The sequence below is a fragment of the Nonomuraea sp. K271 genome (genome assembly GCF_009908215.1).
Taxonomy (GTDB): Bacteria; Actinomycetota; Actinomycetes; order Streptosporangiales; family Streptosporangiaceae; genus Nonomuraea; species Nonomuraea longispora.
The window spans coordinates 38,342-52,617 of the sequence record NZ_JAAAHR010000003.1 but is presented as its reverse complement, the minus strand read 5'-3'; the positions used below and the strand labels follow the sequence as shown (position 1 = coordinate 52,617).

11 protein-coding genes are annotated in these 14,276 nt (G+C 68.9%); 6 read left to right on the top strand and 5 right to left on the bottom strand.

Translation table 11 applies throughout. The features are described 5' to 3' along the window. Positions 1 to 19: 19 nt before the first annotated feature. From GUY59_RS01625 to serS, 3 genes are all read left to right on the top strand, one after another. The gene (locus tag GUY59_RS01625) at positions 20 to 439 is read left to right on the top strand and encodes a DUF4446 family protein (protein WP_252374913.1); all 420 of its coding nucleotides are present in this window, start codon (positions 20 to 22) and stop codon (positions 437 to 439) included. A gap of 70 nt (positions 440 to 509) precedes the next feature. Next, positions 510 to 1,430 carry a prephenate dehydratase gene (gene pheA, locus GUY59_RS01620; protein WP_132328419.1) on the top strand — a complete coding sequence of 307 codons (921 nt, stop codon included), beginning with the start codon at positions 510 to 512 and terminating at the stop codon, positions 1,428 to 1,430. Positions 1,431 to 1,515: 85 nt separating this feature from the next. Then, the gene (gene serS, locus GUY59_RS01615) at positions 1,516 to 2,778 is read left to right on the top strand and encodes a serine--tRNA ligase (RefSeq protein ID WP_138200659.1); all 1,263 of its coding nucleotides are present in this window, start codon (positions 1,516 to 1,518) and stop codon (positions 2,776 to 2,778) included. Positions 2,779 to 2,787: 9 nt separating this feature from the next. On the opposite strand, the gene GUY59_RS01610 is transcribed toward serS, so the two are convergent. From GUY59_RS01610 to GUY59_RS01600, 3 genes are all read right to left on the bottom strand, one after another. Next, on the bottom strand, positions 2,788 to 3,951 hold the full coding sequence (locus tag GUY59_RS01610; protein ID WP_171055363.1) for an FAD-dependent monooxygenase: 1,164 nt from the start codon (positions 3,949 to 3,951) through the stop codon (positions 2,788 to 2,790). A gap of 87 nt (positions 3,952 to 4,038) precedes the next feature. Further along, entirely contained in the window at positions 4,039 to 5,367 is a 1,329-nt protein-coding gene (locus tag GUY59_RS01605) for a hypothetical protein (RefSeq protein WP_138200657.1), read from the bottom strand. Positions 5,368 to 5,527: 160 nt separating this feature from the next. Next, positions 5,528 to 5,731 carry a cold-shock protein gene (locus tag GUY59_RS01600; protein ID WP_043619750.1) on the bottom strand — a complete coding sequence of 68 codons (204 nt, stop codon included), beginning with the start codon at positions 5,729 to 5,731 and terminating at the stop codon, positions 5,528 to 5,530. A gap of 250 nt (positions 5,732 to 5,981) precedes the next feature. Between GUY59_RS01600 and GUY59_RS01595 the strand changes: the two genes are divergently transcribed. After that, the gene (locus tag GUY59_RS01595) at positions 5,982 to 6,752 is read left to right on the top strand and encodes an HAD family hydrolase (protein ID WP_330849113.1); all 771 of its coding nucleotides are present in this window, start codon (positions 5,982 to 5,984) and stop codon (positions 6,750 to 6,752) included. On the opposite strand, the gene GUY59_RS01590 is transcribed toward GUY59_RS01595, so the two are convergent. Together GUY59_RS01590 and GUY59_RS01585 are read right to left on the bottom strand one after the other, a co-directional pair. Next, the gene (locus GUY59_RS01590) at positions 6,743 to 7,264 is read right to left on the bottom strand and encodes a bacterial proteasome activator family protein (RefSeq protein ID WP_132328411.1); all 522 of its coding nucleotides are present in this window, start codon (positions 7,262 to 7,264) and stop codon (positions 6,743 to 6,745) included. The genes GUY59_RS01595 and GUY59_RS01590 overlap by 10 nt on opposite strands. 5 nt (positions 7,265 to 7,269) lie before the next feature. After that, positions 7,270 to 8,226, bottom strand: a complete 957-nt coding sequence (locus GUY59_RS01585; protein ID WP_138200655.1) for an NAD(P)H-quinone oxidoreductase — start codon at positions 8,224 to 8,226, stop codon at positions 7,270 to 7,272. Positions 8,227 to 8,340: 114 nt separating this feature from the next. Between GUY59_RS01585 and GUY59_RS50465 the strand changes: the two genes are divergently transcribed. Both GUY59_RS50465 and dnaE read left to right on the top strand, forming a co-directional pair. Beyond that, a complete protein-coding gene (locus GUY59_RS50465; protein ID WP_252374912.1) occupies positions 8,341 to 10,563 on the top strand; it encodes a MinD/ParA family ATP-binding protein in 2,223 nt (740 codons plus the stop codon). Positions 10,564 to 10,711: 148 nt separating this feature from the next. Further along, positions 10,712 to 14,263 (top strand): DNA polymerase III subunit alpha, encoded by a 3,552-nt coding sequence (dnaE, locus tag GUY59_RS01575; protein ID WP_138200654.1) that lies wholly within the window; start codon positions 10,712 to 10,714, stop codon positions 14,261 to 14,263. Positions 14,264 to 14,276: the final 13 nt, after the last annotated feature.

Sequence of the window (14,276 nt, the reverse complement as noted above, 5' to 3'; positions counted from 1 at the left end):
AGCCAATACCCTCGGTGTCGTGCTCATTACAGCATGGGTCTTCGTGGGCGTTCTGGCAGGGGTCAGCGGCGTGGTCATCGGCTGTCTGGCCCTGCGCCGGGCGCAGGCCACGGTGGAGGACTGCCGGCGGATGCTCGCCCGGCGCACGCACGAGAGCGGGTGCGATCTCAGGGCGATCAGGGACGTGGCCGTCTGCCGGTACGACGCCCTCGCGGAGATGACGGGGCGGTTGTCGTTCTCGGTGGCGATGATCAACGCGCTGGGCGACGGCATCGTGCTGACCTCGATCAACGGGCGCAGTGAGACGCGTACGTACGTGCGGTCCGTGGTCGGCGGGAAGGGCGAGCAGGAGCTGTCGCCGGAAGAGGAGGAGGCGGTCAGGGCGGCCAGGCTGGGGCTGGGTCCGTTGGTCACGCCACGGGTTTCCCGGCACGCGTAGAGCGGCCCGCGGCTCACGCGCTCGCCGGAATGGTCACCATGCGCTGTCCACCTGCGGATACTCTGGACCCATGCCCCGACTCGCCTATCTCGGCCCCGAAGGCACCTTCACCGAAGAGGCCCTGCGGCTGCTCGACCCCACCGCCGAGCGCCTGCCCTGCGCCAACGTGAGCGCCGCGCTCAACGCCGCCCGCGCGGGCGATGCCGACGGCGCCGTCGTGCCGCTGGAGAACTCGATCGAGGGCGCCATCACCACGACGCTCGACGAGTTCGCCTGGGGCGAGCCGCTGCTCATCACGGCCGAGTTGCTGCTGCCCGTGCAGTTCTCGCTGCTGGCCCGGCCCGACACCGAGATCGTCCACGTCAAGCGGGTCTACACGCATCCGGCGGCCATCACCCAGTGCCGCGCCTTCATCTCCCGCGAGCTGCCCGACGCCGTCGTGGTGGCCGCCCCTTCGACGGCGGCCGCGGCCCAGGAGGTGTCGCTACCCGGGTCTCCGTACGACGCGGCCATCGCCGCCCGCATCGCGGGCGAGCACTACGGGCTGGTCGAGCTGGCCGCCGACATCGGCGACAGGTCCGACACGGTGACCAGGTTCGTCCGGGTAGGCCCTCCTCAGCCGCTGCCCGAACCGACCGGCTCCGACCGCACCACGCTGGTCGTCTTCCTCGCCGACGACCACCCGGGCGCGCTGCTGGAGATGCTGACGGAGTTCTCGGTGCGCGGGGTCAACCTGACGCGCATCGAGTCGCGGCCGACCGGCGACGGCATCGGCCGCTACTTCTTCCACTTCGACTTCGAGGGTCACATCACCGACGCCCGCGTGGGCGAGGCGATCGCGGGGCTGCACCGGGTCTGCGGCGAGGTGCGGTTCCTGGGCAGCTATCCGCGGGCCGACGGGGTGACGACGCGGATCAGGCGCGGCACGTCCGACGACGCGTTCGGCGAGGCGGCCGAGTGGCTGGCGCGGGTCCGCGCCGGCCAGGTCTGATCACCGACCACCCGGTACACGGGTGGTGTGGCGACTCGGGGAAATGGAGGGGCGGGCCGCTGTCCGGCGCCGGTAGCCTTTCCTTGTGATTGACCTGCGTACCCTTCGTGAGGATCCCGACCGGCTACGGGCGTCGCAGCGTGCCCGCGGTGAGGACGACTCCGTCGTCGACACGCTGCTCGACCTGGACGAACGCCGGCGGTCCGCGCTGACCGCGTTCGAGTCCATGCGCGCCGAGCAGAAGAGTATGGGAAAGTCGGTGTCCAAGGCGCAGGGCGAGGAGAAGGCCGCGCTGCTCCAGCGGGCCAAGAACCTCGCGAGCCAGGTCAAGGCCGCCGACGCCGAGGCGGAGAAGCTGGCGGCCGAGCTCGACGAGGTGCTCCAGACGGTGCCCAACCTCGTCGAGCAGGGCGCTCCGGAGGGCGGTGAGGACGACTACGTCGTGCTGGAGACCCACGGCGAGCCGCGCACGTTCGACTTCACGCCGAAGGACCATCTGGAACTGGGCGAGGCGCTCGGGGCCATCGACATGGAGCGGGGCGCCAAGGTGTCCGGCTCGCGGTTCTTCTTCCTGAGGGGCGTCGGCGCGCGGCTGCAGCTCGGCCTGCTCAACATGGCCATGCAGCAGGCGATCGAGGCCGGGTTCACGCCCATGATCACTCCGGTGCTGGTCAAGCCGGAGACCATGCAGGGCACCGGTTTCCACGTGGCCCACGACAAGGAGATCTACCGCCTGCCCGAGGACGACCTCTATCTGGTGGGCACCTCCGAGGTGTCGCTGGCCGGCTATCACGCGCAGGAGATCCTCGCGGCCGACGACCTGCCGCTGCGCTACGCGGGCTGGTCGTCGTGCTTCCGCCGCGAGGCGGGTTCGTACGGCAAGGACACCAGGGGCATCATCCGGGTCCACCAGTTCGACAAGGTGGAGATGTTCTCCTATGTGCGCCCGGAGGATGCCTCCGAGGAGCACCGGCGCCTGCTCGGCTGGGAGAAGGAGATGCTGGCCAAGATCGAGGTCCCCTACCGCGTCATCGACACGGCGGCGGGCGACCTCGGCATGTCGGCGGCCCGCAAGTTCGACTGCGAGGCGTGGATCCCGACCCAGGGCCGCTACCGCGAGCTGACCTCGACCTCCAACTGCACCGAGTTCCAGGCGCGCAGGCTCGCCGTGCGCTATCGCGACAAGGACGGCAAGCCCGAGCACCTGGCCACGCTGAACGGCACGCTGGCCACGACCCGCTGGATCGTCGCGATCCTGGAGAACCACCAGCAGGCCGACGGCTCCGTGGTGGTCCCGCAGGCGCTGCGCCCCTACGTCGGCCTCGACGTGCTGGAGCCGGCCAAATAGCCCGCCGCCTCAGCGCCCGAACCCGAAGAGCCCCCCGACCCGCCCGGCGATCCGGTCGAACTGGTAGTAGAGCCCCGGCGGGACGTACGGCTGTATCACCGAGTGCCGCTGCCCGAGCAGCGTGATCACCTGCATGGGTGAGCGGTCGATGTAGCGCGGCAGGTTCTCGAACCATCGGGCGCTGTTGCGGGCGGCGCGTTGCGGCGAGCGGAGCTTCGACTTCGACTCGTGCTCATAGGCGGTCAGGGCCTTGTCGAGGTCTTTCTCCTCGAACAGCGCCTTGGCCAGCACGGAGGCGTCCGCCAGGGCCAGCGCGGTGCCCGCGCCGATCGAATAGTGTGTGGTGTGCGCGGCGTCGCCCACCAGGACGATGTTGCCGTGGTGCCACGTGCGGTTGGTCAGCGTACGGAAGTGCAGCCAGTGCGCGGTGCCGTCGGCCTGCGCCCGCCCGATCAGCGGGTGCCCGTCGAGGATGTCGGCGAAGAGCTTCTCCAGGATGGCCAGGCTGTCGGCCTCCTTGCCCTGGTCGAGCCCGAGCCCCCGCCAGGTCTCCGGGGTGCACTCGATGACGCAGGTGCTGTGCTCCTGGCTGTACTTGTAGCCGTAACACCAGATCCAGCCGTGCTCGGTCTCCACGAAAGCGAAGACGAACGCGTCGAAGATCTTGGTGGTGCCGAGCCAGATGTAGATGTTCTGGCCGGTCACGAACTCGGGGCCGAAGTGCTCGGCGTGGCGTTCGCGCAGCACGCTGTTGACGCCGTCGCCCGCCACGACGAGGTCGGCGTCGCCGAAGTCGTGCTCGCCGTCGATCTCGTGCTCCCACTCGATGCGTACGCCGAGCGATTCGGCCCGTTCCGCGAGGATGCCGAGCAGCCGGCGGCGGCTGATGCCGTAGCCGGCCTCCCCCTGCTCGACCGTCACCGTGGCGCGGTCGCGGATGTCGGTGACCCAGGAGTCCCAGCGGACCGAACTCTCGCTGATGGCCCGCGCCGAGTCGGCGTCGGCCCGGTGAAGATCGTTGAACAGTTCGTCCCAGTAGGTCACGCCCCAGCCGTACGTCGAGCCGGCCGGGTTCCGTTCGTAGATGGTGATGTCGTGGGACGGATCCACACGTTTCATCAGGATCGAGAAGTACAGGTTGGCGGGTCCACCGCCGACGCAGGCGACTTTCACCCTATCCCCCATTGTGACGCAAAGTAATCAATCTGTGTCACAGAGTAGCAGATGGGTGGAGTCGCCTACGGGAGCAGGCTCGCCGGGTCACGGGCCTGGCCGGCTCGCGTCCCGCCTGATGAGGGCGGCTACCGCCACCAGGACGACAGCGGTGAGCACGGCGGCGATCGCGACGGCGACCTCGTACGTGCCGGGCGCGCCGCGGGCCCAGCCGCGGAAGGGCAGGTAGACGGCCGCGTAGACGAGGGGCGCGCCGACGACGCCGACCACCGCCGTCACGGGACGCGCCCGGCCGGCGAAGGCCAGCACGCCGCAGACCAAGGTGCCGAGCGTGCCCATGACCCAGCCGAGCACGACCAGGCCGGACCCGTCCTGTTCCACAAGGGAGGTCTCGGCCACCATGGTGAAGGGGCCCAGGCAGGCGAGGACGGCGAAGCCGGTGTACACCCGGTGGAACTCGCGCAGCCCCGCCCCGACGCCGCCGAACAACAGGCAGGCGGCCAGGAAGAGCGCCACATTGCGCTCCAGGCTCACGTCCACGGTGGCGGCCTGCTCCGCGGCCGGGCCGGGCCAGCCCACCCGCCGCCACGTCCCCTGGACGTCGCGGACGACGATGCCGTCCAGGCCGTTGGCGACGACCACGACGTGCCCGCCCGGCCGGGTCTGCGCGGCCAGGGCCATCGAGAGGTGTTCGTGGCTGCCGGAGTAGGTCCTGCGCAGCCGTTCGCGGTCGTCGTCGGACATCTCCCACGACGGCTGCCACGTCCGGCCGCCGTCGTCGGACTGCTCGACGGCGATCCTCTCGGGAACCACCCGGTAGCACCGGGTGGCCTGCATGGGCACGCACGCGGCGCTCTGCAGGCTCCTTGGCTCGGCCGCCGACTCGTGGCCGCCGGTCGCCGACCAGGTGGCCCCGCCGTCGCGGGAGATCTGGTCCAGGCCGTCCGCGACGTGGACGACGATCCGGTCGCCGTCCACCTCGACGGACTCGGCCGCGGGCAGCTGGACGGCCGACGTCGCGGCCACCGCCAGCACGGTCAGCGGCATCGCCGCGATGACACGCCACTTCGGGGAGGGGGTGTGGAGGCTGCGGCCGCGTACCCACCAGGCCAGCGCGAGCGCCGGGAGGGCCAGCAGGTCCGTAGGATCGGCGAGGACGCGCGACGGGCCCGCCACGAGGGTCCAGACCTGGGAGGCGGCCCCAGCGCCCGTCTCCGTCGCTTTCACGAGCGCGAACAGCGCTCCGGTGAGCACGGTGGCCGCCAGGTCGGCCCGGCGCCAGAAGAGCAGCGCCAGCAGGGCGGGCGCCACCACGAGCCCGGCGACGTCGCTGAGTTTGCCCGTGACGAACCCGGGCCAGGCCTGCTTGAGCAGATGGTCGTTGACGAGCAGCACGAAGACCCCGGCGACGGTCACGGGGTGACATGACCACGCATACCTCATATAGAGGTCGATGTATCAGGGAGTGCGGCGGTTCAACGGAGGGGTGAGTCGAGTCACAGCCGTGACCAAGCCGACACATGCGAAGACCGGAGCCCGCTGGAATGCGGACCCCGGTCTGTCTCGCTGCTACAGGTCAGATGGCTCGGACCTGCGAGGCCTGCGGCCCCTTCTGGCCCTGCGTGATCTCGAACTCGACCCGCTGGCCGTCTTCAAGGCTGCGGTAGCCGTTGCCGACGATCTCGGAGAAGTGCACGAACACGTCCGGCGCACCGCCGTCCGGGGCGATGAAGCCGAAGCCCTTCTCGGCGTTGAACCACTTGACGGTTCCCTGAGCCATAAAAGCTCTCCCTCAGGATGTGAATCTATGGGACCCACACCTCGTGGATCCCGGTGTGTCGTACAGCAAGCACCCGGGGTGGCTCAGACAAAGTCATGCTGGTTTTCACTACGGGATCAGCTAATACAACGCCATCACATCTAACACCATTCTGGCGCGTTGGTGTTCCCGTCCCTAGGAAGATTTCTGTCAGGCGGCATCACCAGGCAAACTGGAACGTGTTATGCAGAGTCTTCCCGCACCGCGTCTAGTGGCCACCGACCTCGACGGAACCGCGTTGCGCACCGACGGAACCGTGTCTCCCCGCACGGCCGCGGCCTTCGCCAAAGTCGAGGAATCCGGGGCGGCGCTGGTGTTCGTGACGGGGCGGCCGCCGCGGTGGATGGGCGGGGTGGCGGGTGCTGTGCGTCACCACGGGATCGCCATCTGTGCGAACGGAGCTCTGATCTACGATCTCCATACCGAACGGATAGTGGAATCTCACCTGATCACCGTCGACGTACTCGAGGAAGTCGTGGCTCAGCTAAGAGCGAACGTGTCCGATCTCGCATTTTCGGTCGAGTACGAAGCCGGTTTTGCGCACGAGTCGGATTTCCTCCTCGGCGCCCTTGACAAGGCCAAGGGGACCGTACACGCCGACTCTCTCACCGCACGTCCGTGCGCCAAACTGCTGGCCCTGCACCCCGGCATGGGCGCGGACGAGCTCCAGGCGACCGTGCACGAACTGGTGGGGCATCTGGTGACCGCCACCCACTCCAGCCGGAGGGGACTGATCGAGATGAGCGCCCAGGGCGTCACGAAGGCCAGCGCCCTTGCGGTCCTCGCCGGACGTCACGAGATCAAACCCGCACAGGCCGTGGCGTTCGGTGACATGCCAAACGACCTGCCCATGCTGAGCTGGGCAGGCACGTCGTACGCCGTCGCGAACGCGCATCCGGACGTGCTGGCAGCGGTCGACCATGTGACCGGAACCAACGACGACGACGGCGTCGCGCAGGTGATCGAGAAGCTCTACAGATAAGGGCCGGAACCACCGGGCGGCCGCTGCTGCGGCTCATCCCCGTGCGGCACCCCGGGCAGCGCCCTGCGCATCTGCTCAAGCTGGGCACGGGCGGCCATCTGCTGCGCGAACAGCGTGGTCTGGATGCCGTGGAACAACCCTTCGAGCCAGCCGACCAGCTGGGCGTGCGCGATGCGCAACTCGGCCTCGCTCGGCGGCGTGCCCGTCTCGTCGGTGAACGGGAGCGACAGGCGCTCCAGCTCGTCGACCAGCTCCGGCGCCAAGCCGTCCTCGAGCTCCTTGATGGAGGACTCGTGGATCTCCTTCAGCCGCTTGCGGCTGGCCTCGTCGAGAGGAGCCGCACGGACCTCTTCGAGCAGCTGCCTGATCATGCTGCCGATCCGCATCACCTTCGCGGGCTGCTCGACCAGGTTGGTGACCGACCGGTCTTCCTCGCCGCCGCTATCGCCCTGACCTTGGAAGTCGGGGCCCACCACCACGATGTGGGGGGTGTTGTTGTCCTCAGCGTTCATAACTCTCACCGTACTAGCAGGATCTTGCCGACGTGCTCCCCCGAATCCAACAATCGATGCGCCTGCGCGGCGTCGGCCATGGGCACCTCCGCGTGGACCACGGGACGCACCGCACCGGCGCCGACCAGCGGCCAGACGTTGTCGACGACGCTGCGTACGATCACGCCCTTCTCCTCGACGGGACGCGAGCGCAGCCCTGTCGCGTGCACCGAGGCGCGCTTGGCGAGCATGGCGCCCAGGTCGAGCTCCGCCTTGCGACCGCCCTGCAGCCCGATGATCACCAGCCGCCCGCCGGTGCGCAGCGCCTTGACGTTGCCCGCCAGGTATTTCGCGCCCATGATGTCGAGGATGACGTCCGCGCGTACCTTGTCGGCGAAGTTCTCCTCGCGGTAGTTGATCACCTCGTCGGCGCCGAGCTCCTTGACCCGCTCGGCCTTCTCCGCCGAGCCGACGGTCGCGACCACGTGGGAGCCGAGCGCCTTGGCCAGCTGCACCGCGAACGTGCCGATCCCGCTCGCGCCGCCGTGCACCAGGAGGGTCTCGCCCTTGCGCAGCCGCCCGATCATGAACACGTTGGACCAGACCGTGCAGGCCACCTCGGGAAGGCCGGCCGCCTCGCGCGGCGACACCCGGTCGGGCACCGGCATGACCTGCTGCCACGGCACGGCTACGCGTTCGGCGTAACCACCGCCGCCGAGCAGCGCGCACACGGCGTCGCCGGGCTTGAACTGCTCGACGTCGGCGCCCACTTCGGCCACCACGCCCGAGGCCTCCAGCCCCGGGTAGGGCGACGTGCCGGGAGGCGGGTCGTAGAAGCCCTGACGCTGCAGGACATCGGCCCGATTGACCGCGGAGGCGGTCACGTCGATGAGCACGTCTCCGCGCCCGACTTCGGGATCGGGCACCTCGTGCCACTCCAGCACCTCGGGGCCGCCCGGCTCGGTGATCTCAATGGCTCGCATGCGAACCACGGTAGCCGGGCAAAGAAGTTGTGGGTTGGCGGGCTGCGTACTGGCGGGTGGCGTTAATCTGCAAGGTATTTGCTGCCCCTTTAGACCCACCCGAGGGGGAACACGGTGGCAAGACACGATCGAGAAGAATCTCTCGAGGAACAGCTGGCATGGCTCGACGCGATCAAGGAGACGGAGGAGTCCCCCGTCTCTGTCAGCGCCTCGACTGCCTCCGCCGACGAGCCGGTCGCCTCGCCGTACCCCCAGGACCCGTGGAAGCTGGTGCCCCAGCAGCACGAGACGCCGACGCCGCCGTTGTTCCGCGCGGCCGCCGACTCCGTGTACGGCACCGCCGCGGCTGAGGATGTGCCTGAAGGGGAGAGCGAGGCCGCGGAGTGGCTCGGCGAGACCGGAACGGGCTCGCCGGCCACGACGGACGAGCCGGCGGCGCGGCCCGCCGACGACCCCTTCACCACCCCGCTGAAGCCGCTGCCGCGCCCCGACGACACCGAGACCTTTACCCTGTCGTTCACTCCTCCGGAGCCGGCCGCGAAGGACAAGGCGGCGGAGCCCGCGGACGATCCGTGGCCCACGCCACCCGAGTGGCCGCCACCCGCGGAGTTGTCCGCCTCCCAGCCTCCGGAGCAGTCCGCAACGCCGTCGCCGTCCGCCGGGTCTTCTGCCGGGCTGAAGGAAGGGCCGGCCGAAGACCCGTCCGGTGAGGACGCGCCGGAGGTCCGTTCGCCGGCCGCGGCCGAGGAGGGGCCGCGCGCGGAGGAGAAGCCCGCCGAGCAGGGCCCCCGTACGGAGGAGAAGCCCTCCTGGGACGACAAGCCCGGCTGGGAGAGCAGTACGCTCCCCAGGAACGAGCCGCCGAAGTGGGCCGGATCCGACGTTAGCCAGCCACGGGACGAGTCCCTGGGATGGGCCGGTTCCGACGAGACCCTGCCGAGGAACGAGAGCCCGCGCTGGACCGACTCCGGGCCGCACTGGGCCGCCTCCGAGCAGCGCGCAGAGCCCGAGGAGCGTCCGCAGCCCGAGGAGCGCTTCCAGTGGACCGAGCCGGTCCAGGAGGACCGTTCCCAGCGCCAGGACCGCCCCATGCGGCTGGAACGCTCTCAGCGCCAGAACCGCTCGGCCCACGACGATCCGCTGGGCGGCGGGCTTGCGCACGACGGGTCCCAGCGCGACACGCCTCCGCACGGCGACCCGCTGGGTGGCGGAGGCCAGCACGGCCGGGCGGCGCAGGAAGGGCCGCGGCACGACGCCGGACGGCGGGCCGCCGAGCAGGAGGGGTCGCCGTGGGGCGACCAGCCCGAGTGGCGGCCCGCAGAGCGGGACATCCCGCCGCCGCGCCGCCGTCCCGCTCCGGCGCACGTCTTCAGCGCCCCGCCCAGGCCCCCGGTCACCGGCAGGCCGACCGCCGATAGCCTCGACCCGGAGTCCCTGCTACGCGGACGGCGTAACGCTCCTTCCAAGGGGTGGCGCCGGGTGGTGTACAAGGCGTCGGGAGGCTGGATCAAGCCAGGCGAACCTCCTGAGGTGCGCCGCCGCCGCGAGCTCGTCACCAGGGCCCGCACTCCGGTGACCGCCGGGCACCACCGTGTGGCCGTGCTGAGCCTCAAGGGCGGCGTGGGCAAGACCACGACCACGGTCGGCCTCGGCGCCACCCTCGCCCAGATCCGCGGCGACCGGGTCATCGCCGTGGACGCCAACCCCGACAGGGGCACGCTCTCCGACAAGCTCGTCCTGGAGACGTCGGCGACCGTACGAGACCTGCTCAACGAGCGCGACCAGGTCAGGCGCTACGTCGACATCAGGGCGTTCACCTCGCAGGCGGGCTCCCGGCTTGAGGTGCTCGCCTCCGACCGCGATCCGTCGGTCTCCGAGGCGTTCAGTGGCGGCGACTACCAGGCCGTCTCCCAGGTGCTGGAGAACTTCTACTCCATCTGCATCACCGACTGCGGCACCGGCCTGCTCCACTCCGCCATGGGCGGCGTGCTCGGGCTCGCCGACCAGATCGTGCTGGTCAGCTCGCCGTCCGTGGACGGCGCCAGGGCGGCGTCGGCGACGCTCGACTGGCTGGAGGCGCATCAGTACGGCGACCTGGTGAAGAACGCGACCGTGGTGCTGTGCAGCGTCAGGCCACGCTCGAAGTCGGCGGTCGACATCAAGAAGCTGGAGGCCCATTTCGCCGCCAGGTGCCGCGCGGTGATCCGGGTGCCGTACGACCCGCACCTGGAGGAGGGCGCGGAGATGGACCTGGACCGGCTCCAGGAGACCACCAGGGACTCCTACCTGCAACTCGCCGCCTGCGTGGGCGACGGCTTCGCGGGTCTCCCCGAGTGAGGCCGCGGGGGCCGGCATAGCGGGGTCGTGAGACGGCGCGGGAACGCCCTCCGCGAATGTCCACCCCTTGGAAGCGCGACGCCCATCGGTCCCGCGGGACGGAATAGGCTCAGGCGACGGGTCGGGCTGAAGTGAGGTCGGTGGACGGGTGGGCAAGTCGTTCGTGCATCTGCACGTACACACTGAGTACAGCATGCTGGACGGAGCGGCCAAGATCAAACCGCTGTTCAAGGAGGCGGCGCGGCTTGATATGCCGGCCATCGCCATGTCGGATCACGGCAACATGTTCGGTGCGTACGAGTTCCAGAAGGTGGCGAAGGACAGCCCCGTCAAGCCGATCATCGGGATCGAAGCCTACGTGGCGCCCGAGTCCCGGTTCTTCAAGAAACCGGTCTTCTGGGGTTCTCGTGCCGAGACCGGTGTCGCGGACAGCGAGGGCGGCAAGGACGTCTCCGGCGGCGGCCGGTTCACCCACATGACCATGTGGGCGAAGGACGCGGACGGGCTGCGGAATCTGTTCCGGCTGTCGTCGCTCGCGTCGGTCGAGGGTTACTACGGCAAGCCCCGCATGGACCAGGATCTGGTCTCGCAGCACGCGTCCGGGATCATCGCCACCACCGGCTGCCCGTCCGGCGCCGTACAGACGCGTTTGCGGCTCGGCCAGTACGACGAGGCCGTCAGGGTCGCCGGCGAATATCAGGAGATCTTCGGTAAGGAGAACTACTTCCTGGAGTTGATGGACCACGGCATCGACATCGAGCGGGAGGTGCGGGCCGACTTGCTGCGGCTGGCCAGGCAGCTCGACATCCCGCTGCTGGCCACCAACGACTCCCACTACGTCACCGAGGACCAGGCCGACGCCCACGACAGCCTCCTGTGCGTCGGAGTCGGCAAGAACAAGGACGACCCCAACCGGTTCCGGTTCAACGGCTCCGGCTACTACCTCAAGCCGGCCGACGACATGTACGCGCTGTTCCCCGAACTTCCGGAGGCGTGCGACAACACGCTGCTCGTCGCCGAGATGGTCGACGACTACAGCGACGTGTTCGCCCATGTGGATCGCATGCCTGACTATCCTGACGTGCCCGAGGGCGAGACACAGGAGTCGTGGCTACGTCAGGAGGTGGAGCGCGGCCTGGAGATGCGGTACGGCACCCCGGTGCCCGCCGAGGTGACGGAGCGGTACGAAACCGAGATGAAGGTCATCGGGCCGATGGGCTTCTCGTCCTACTTCCTCGTGGTGGCTGACATCTGCCGCTTCGCCCGGGACAACGGCATCCCGGTGGGTCCCGGTCGTGGCAGCGCCACCGGATCGATCGTCGCCTACGCCACCCGGATCACGGAGCTCGATCCGCTGGAGCACGGCCTGCTGTTCGAGCGGTTCCTGAATCCGGAGCGGATCAACCCGCCGGACGTCGACCTCGACTTCGACGACCGTCACCGGGACCGGATGGTCAACTACGTCACCGACAAGTACGGCAGCGCGATGACCGCGCAGGTCAACACGTTCGGCACGATCAAGGCCAAGGCCGCCGTCAAGGACGCGTCCCGCATTCTCGGCTATCCGTTCGCCGTCGGCGACAAGATCACCAAGGCGATGCCGCCGGACGTCATGGGCAAGGGCGTCCCTCTGTCGGACATGTTCAACGAGGATCACCCGCGCTACAACGAGGGCGGGGAGATCCGGGCGCTGTACGAGAGCGACCCGGACGTGAAGAAGGTGATCGACACCGGCCGCGGCATCGAGGGCCTGATCCGCGGCACCGGTGTGCACGCGGCCGCGGTCATCCTGTCCTCGGCGCCGCTGATGGACCTGATCCCCTTGCACCGGCGGGACAAGGACGGCGTGATCATCACCGGGTTCGACTATCCCTCGTGCGAGGACATGGGCCTGGTCAAGATGGACTTCCTGGGTCTGCGCAACCTGGGCATCATCGACCACGCGATCAAGATCATAGAGCAGAACCGTGGCATCACGCTCGACACCTTGACCATCCCGCTCGACGACGCGAAGACCTACCAGCTCATGGCGCGCGGTGACACCCTGGGCGTGTTCCAGCTCGACGGCGGCCCGATGCGCCAGCTCCTGAAACTGATGGAGCCGACCCGGTTCGAGGACATCGCCGCCGTGCTCGCCCTCTACCGCCCTGGCCCGATGGCGGCCAACGCGCACACCAACTACGCGCACAGGAAGAACGCCCGGCAGGACATCGAGCCCATCCACCCGGAGCTGAAGCAGGCCCTGGACCCGATCCTCGGCCCGACGTTCCACCTGCTCGTCTACCAGGAGCAGATCATGGCCGTCGCGCGCGAGCTGGCCGGCTACACCCTGGGCGGCGCCGACCTGCTGCGCCGCGCCATGGGCAAGAAGAAGAAAGAGATCCTGGACGCCGAGTTCGCCAACTTCCAGAAGGGCATGCGCGGCAACGGCTACAGCGACGACGCCATCCAGGCCCTGTGGGACGTCATGCTGCCGTTCTCCGGCTACGCCTTCAACAAGTCCCACACCGCCGGATACGGCCTGGTCGCCTACTGGACCGCGTACCTGAAGGCCAACTACCCCGCCGAGTACATGGCCGCCCTGCTGACCTCCGTGGGGGACGACAAGGACAAGGCGGCCGTCTACCTCGCCGAGTGCCGCAAAATGGGCATCCAGGTCCTGCCCCCGGACGTCAACGACAGCCAGCTCGACTTCGTCGCGGTCGGCGACACCCAGGTGCGGTTCGGCATGGGCGCGGTCCGCAACGTCGGTGAGAACGTCGTCGACGCGATCGTGAAGGCCCGTAAGGAGAAGGGCCTCTACCAGGACTTCAACGACTTCCTCGGCAAGATCCCGCTGACCGCCTGCAACAAGCGGGTCATCGAGTCGTTGATCAAGGCGGGGGCGTTCGACTCGCTCGACCACCCGCGCAAGGGCCTCCTCATGGTCCACGAGCAGGCCGTCGACCAGGTCAGCGGCATCAAGAAACAGGAGGCGCACGGCCAGGACTCACTGTTCGGCGGCCTGGCCGACGCGGGCGCCGACGAGGCGTTCACCGTCACGGTCCCCGACATGGAGTGGGACAAGAAGACGAAGCTCGACTTCGAGCGGGAGATGCTCGGTCTGTACGTCTCCGACCATCCCCTGGCCGGCACCGAACGGATCCTGGCCAGAAACCGCGACACCACGATCGCGGACCTGCTGGAGTCCGGCCGCGACGACCGCGGCGACGTCGCCGTGTGCGGCCTCGTCACCAAGATGGACAAGAGAGTCAACAAGGCCGGCAACCTCTGGGCGATCGCCACGGTCGAGGACATGGACGCCGCCGTCGAGTGCCTGTTCTTCCCCAAGAGCTACGTGCTGTACGCCGACTCGCTGCGTGAGGACATCGTGGTGGCCGTACGTGGCCAGATCAACAACCGGGACGGCGCCATCAGCATCTTCGCGACGGATCTCAGTCCGATCGACGTGTCCGGCGTCAACAGTGAAGGCGCCCCGATCACTATTCTGCTCAGGGAGGAACGCGTCACCCCCCAGTTGCTGGAAGAACTCCGGCACGTGCTGAAGCTGCACGAGGGCAAGGTCCCGCTGCACATCAACCTGAAGCGCCCGGCCGGGAGGACCACGGTGCTGGCGGTGCCGGACTTCCCCGTCAACGCGGAGCCCAGCTTCGCCGCCGATGTGAAGGCGCTGCTGGGGCCGGAAGCAATCACGCTGTGAACCGGCGGGTGGA

Excerpts from the sequence above, each read along its gene's own strand:
- pheA (WP_132328419.1), top strand. The coding sequence starts at position 510 with ATGCCCCGACTCGCCTATCTCGGCCCCGAAGGCACCTTCACCGAAGAG.
- GUY59_RS01585 (WP_138200655.1), bottom strand. The coding sequence starts at position 8,226 with ATGCGAGCCATTGAGATCACCGAGCCGGGCGGCCCCGAGGTGCTGGAG.
- GUY59_RS01590 (WP_132328411.1), bottom strand. The coding sequence starts at position 7,264 with ATGAACGCTGAGGACAACAACACCCCCCACATCGTGGTGGTGGGCCCC.
- GUY59_RS01600 (WP_043619750.1), bottom strand. The coding sequence starts at position 5,731 with ATGGCTCAGGGAACCGTCAAGTGGTTCAACGCCGAGAAGGGCTTCGGC.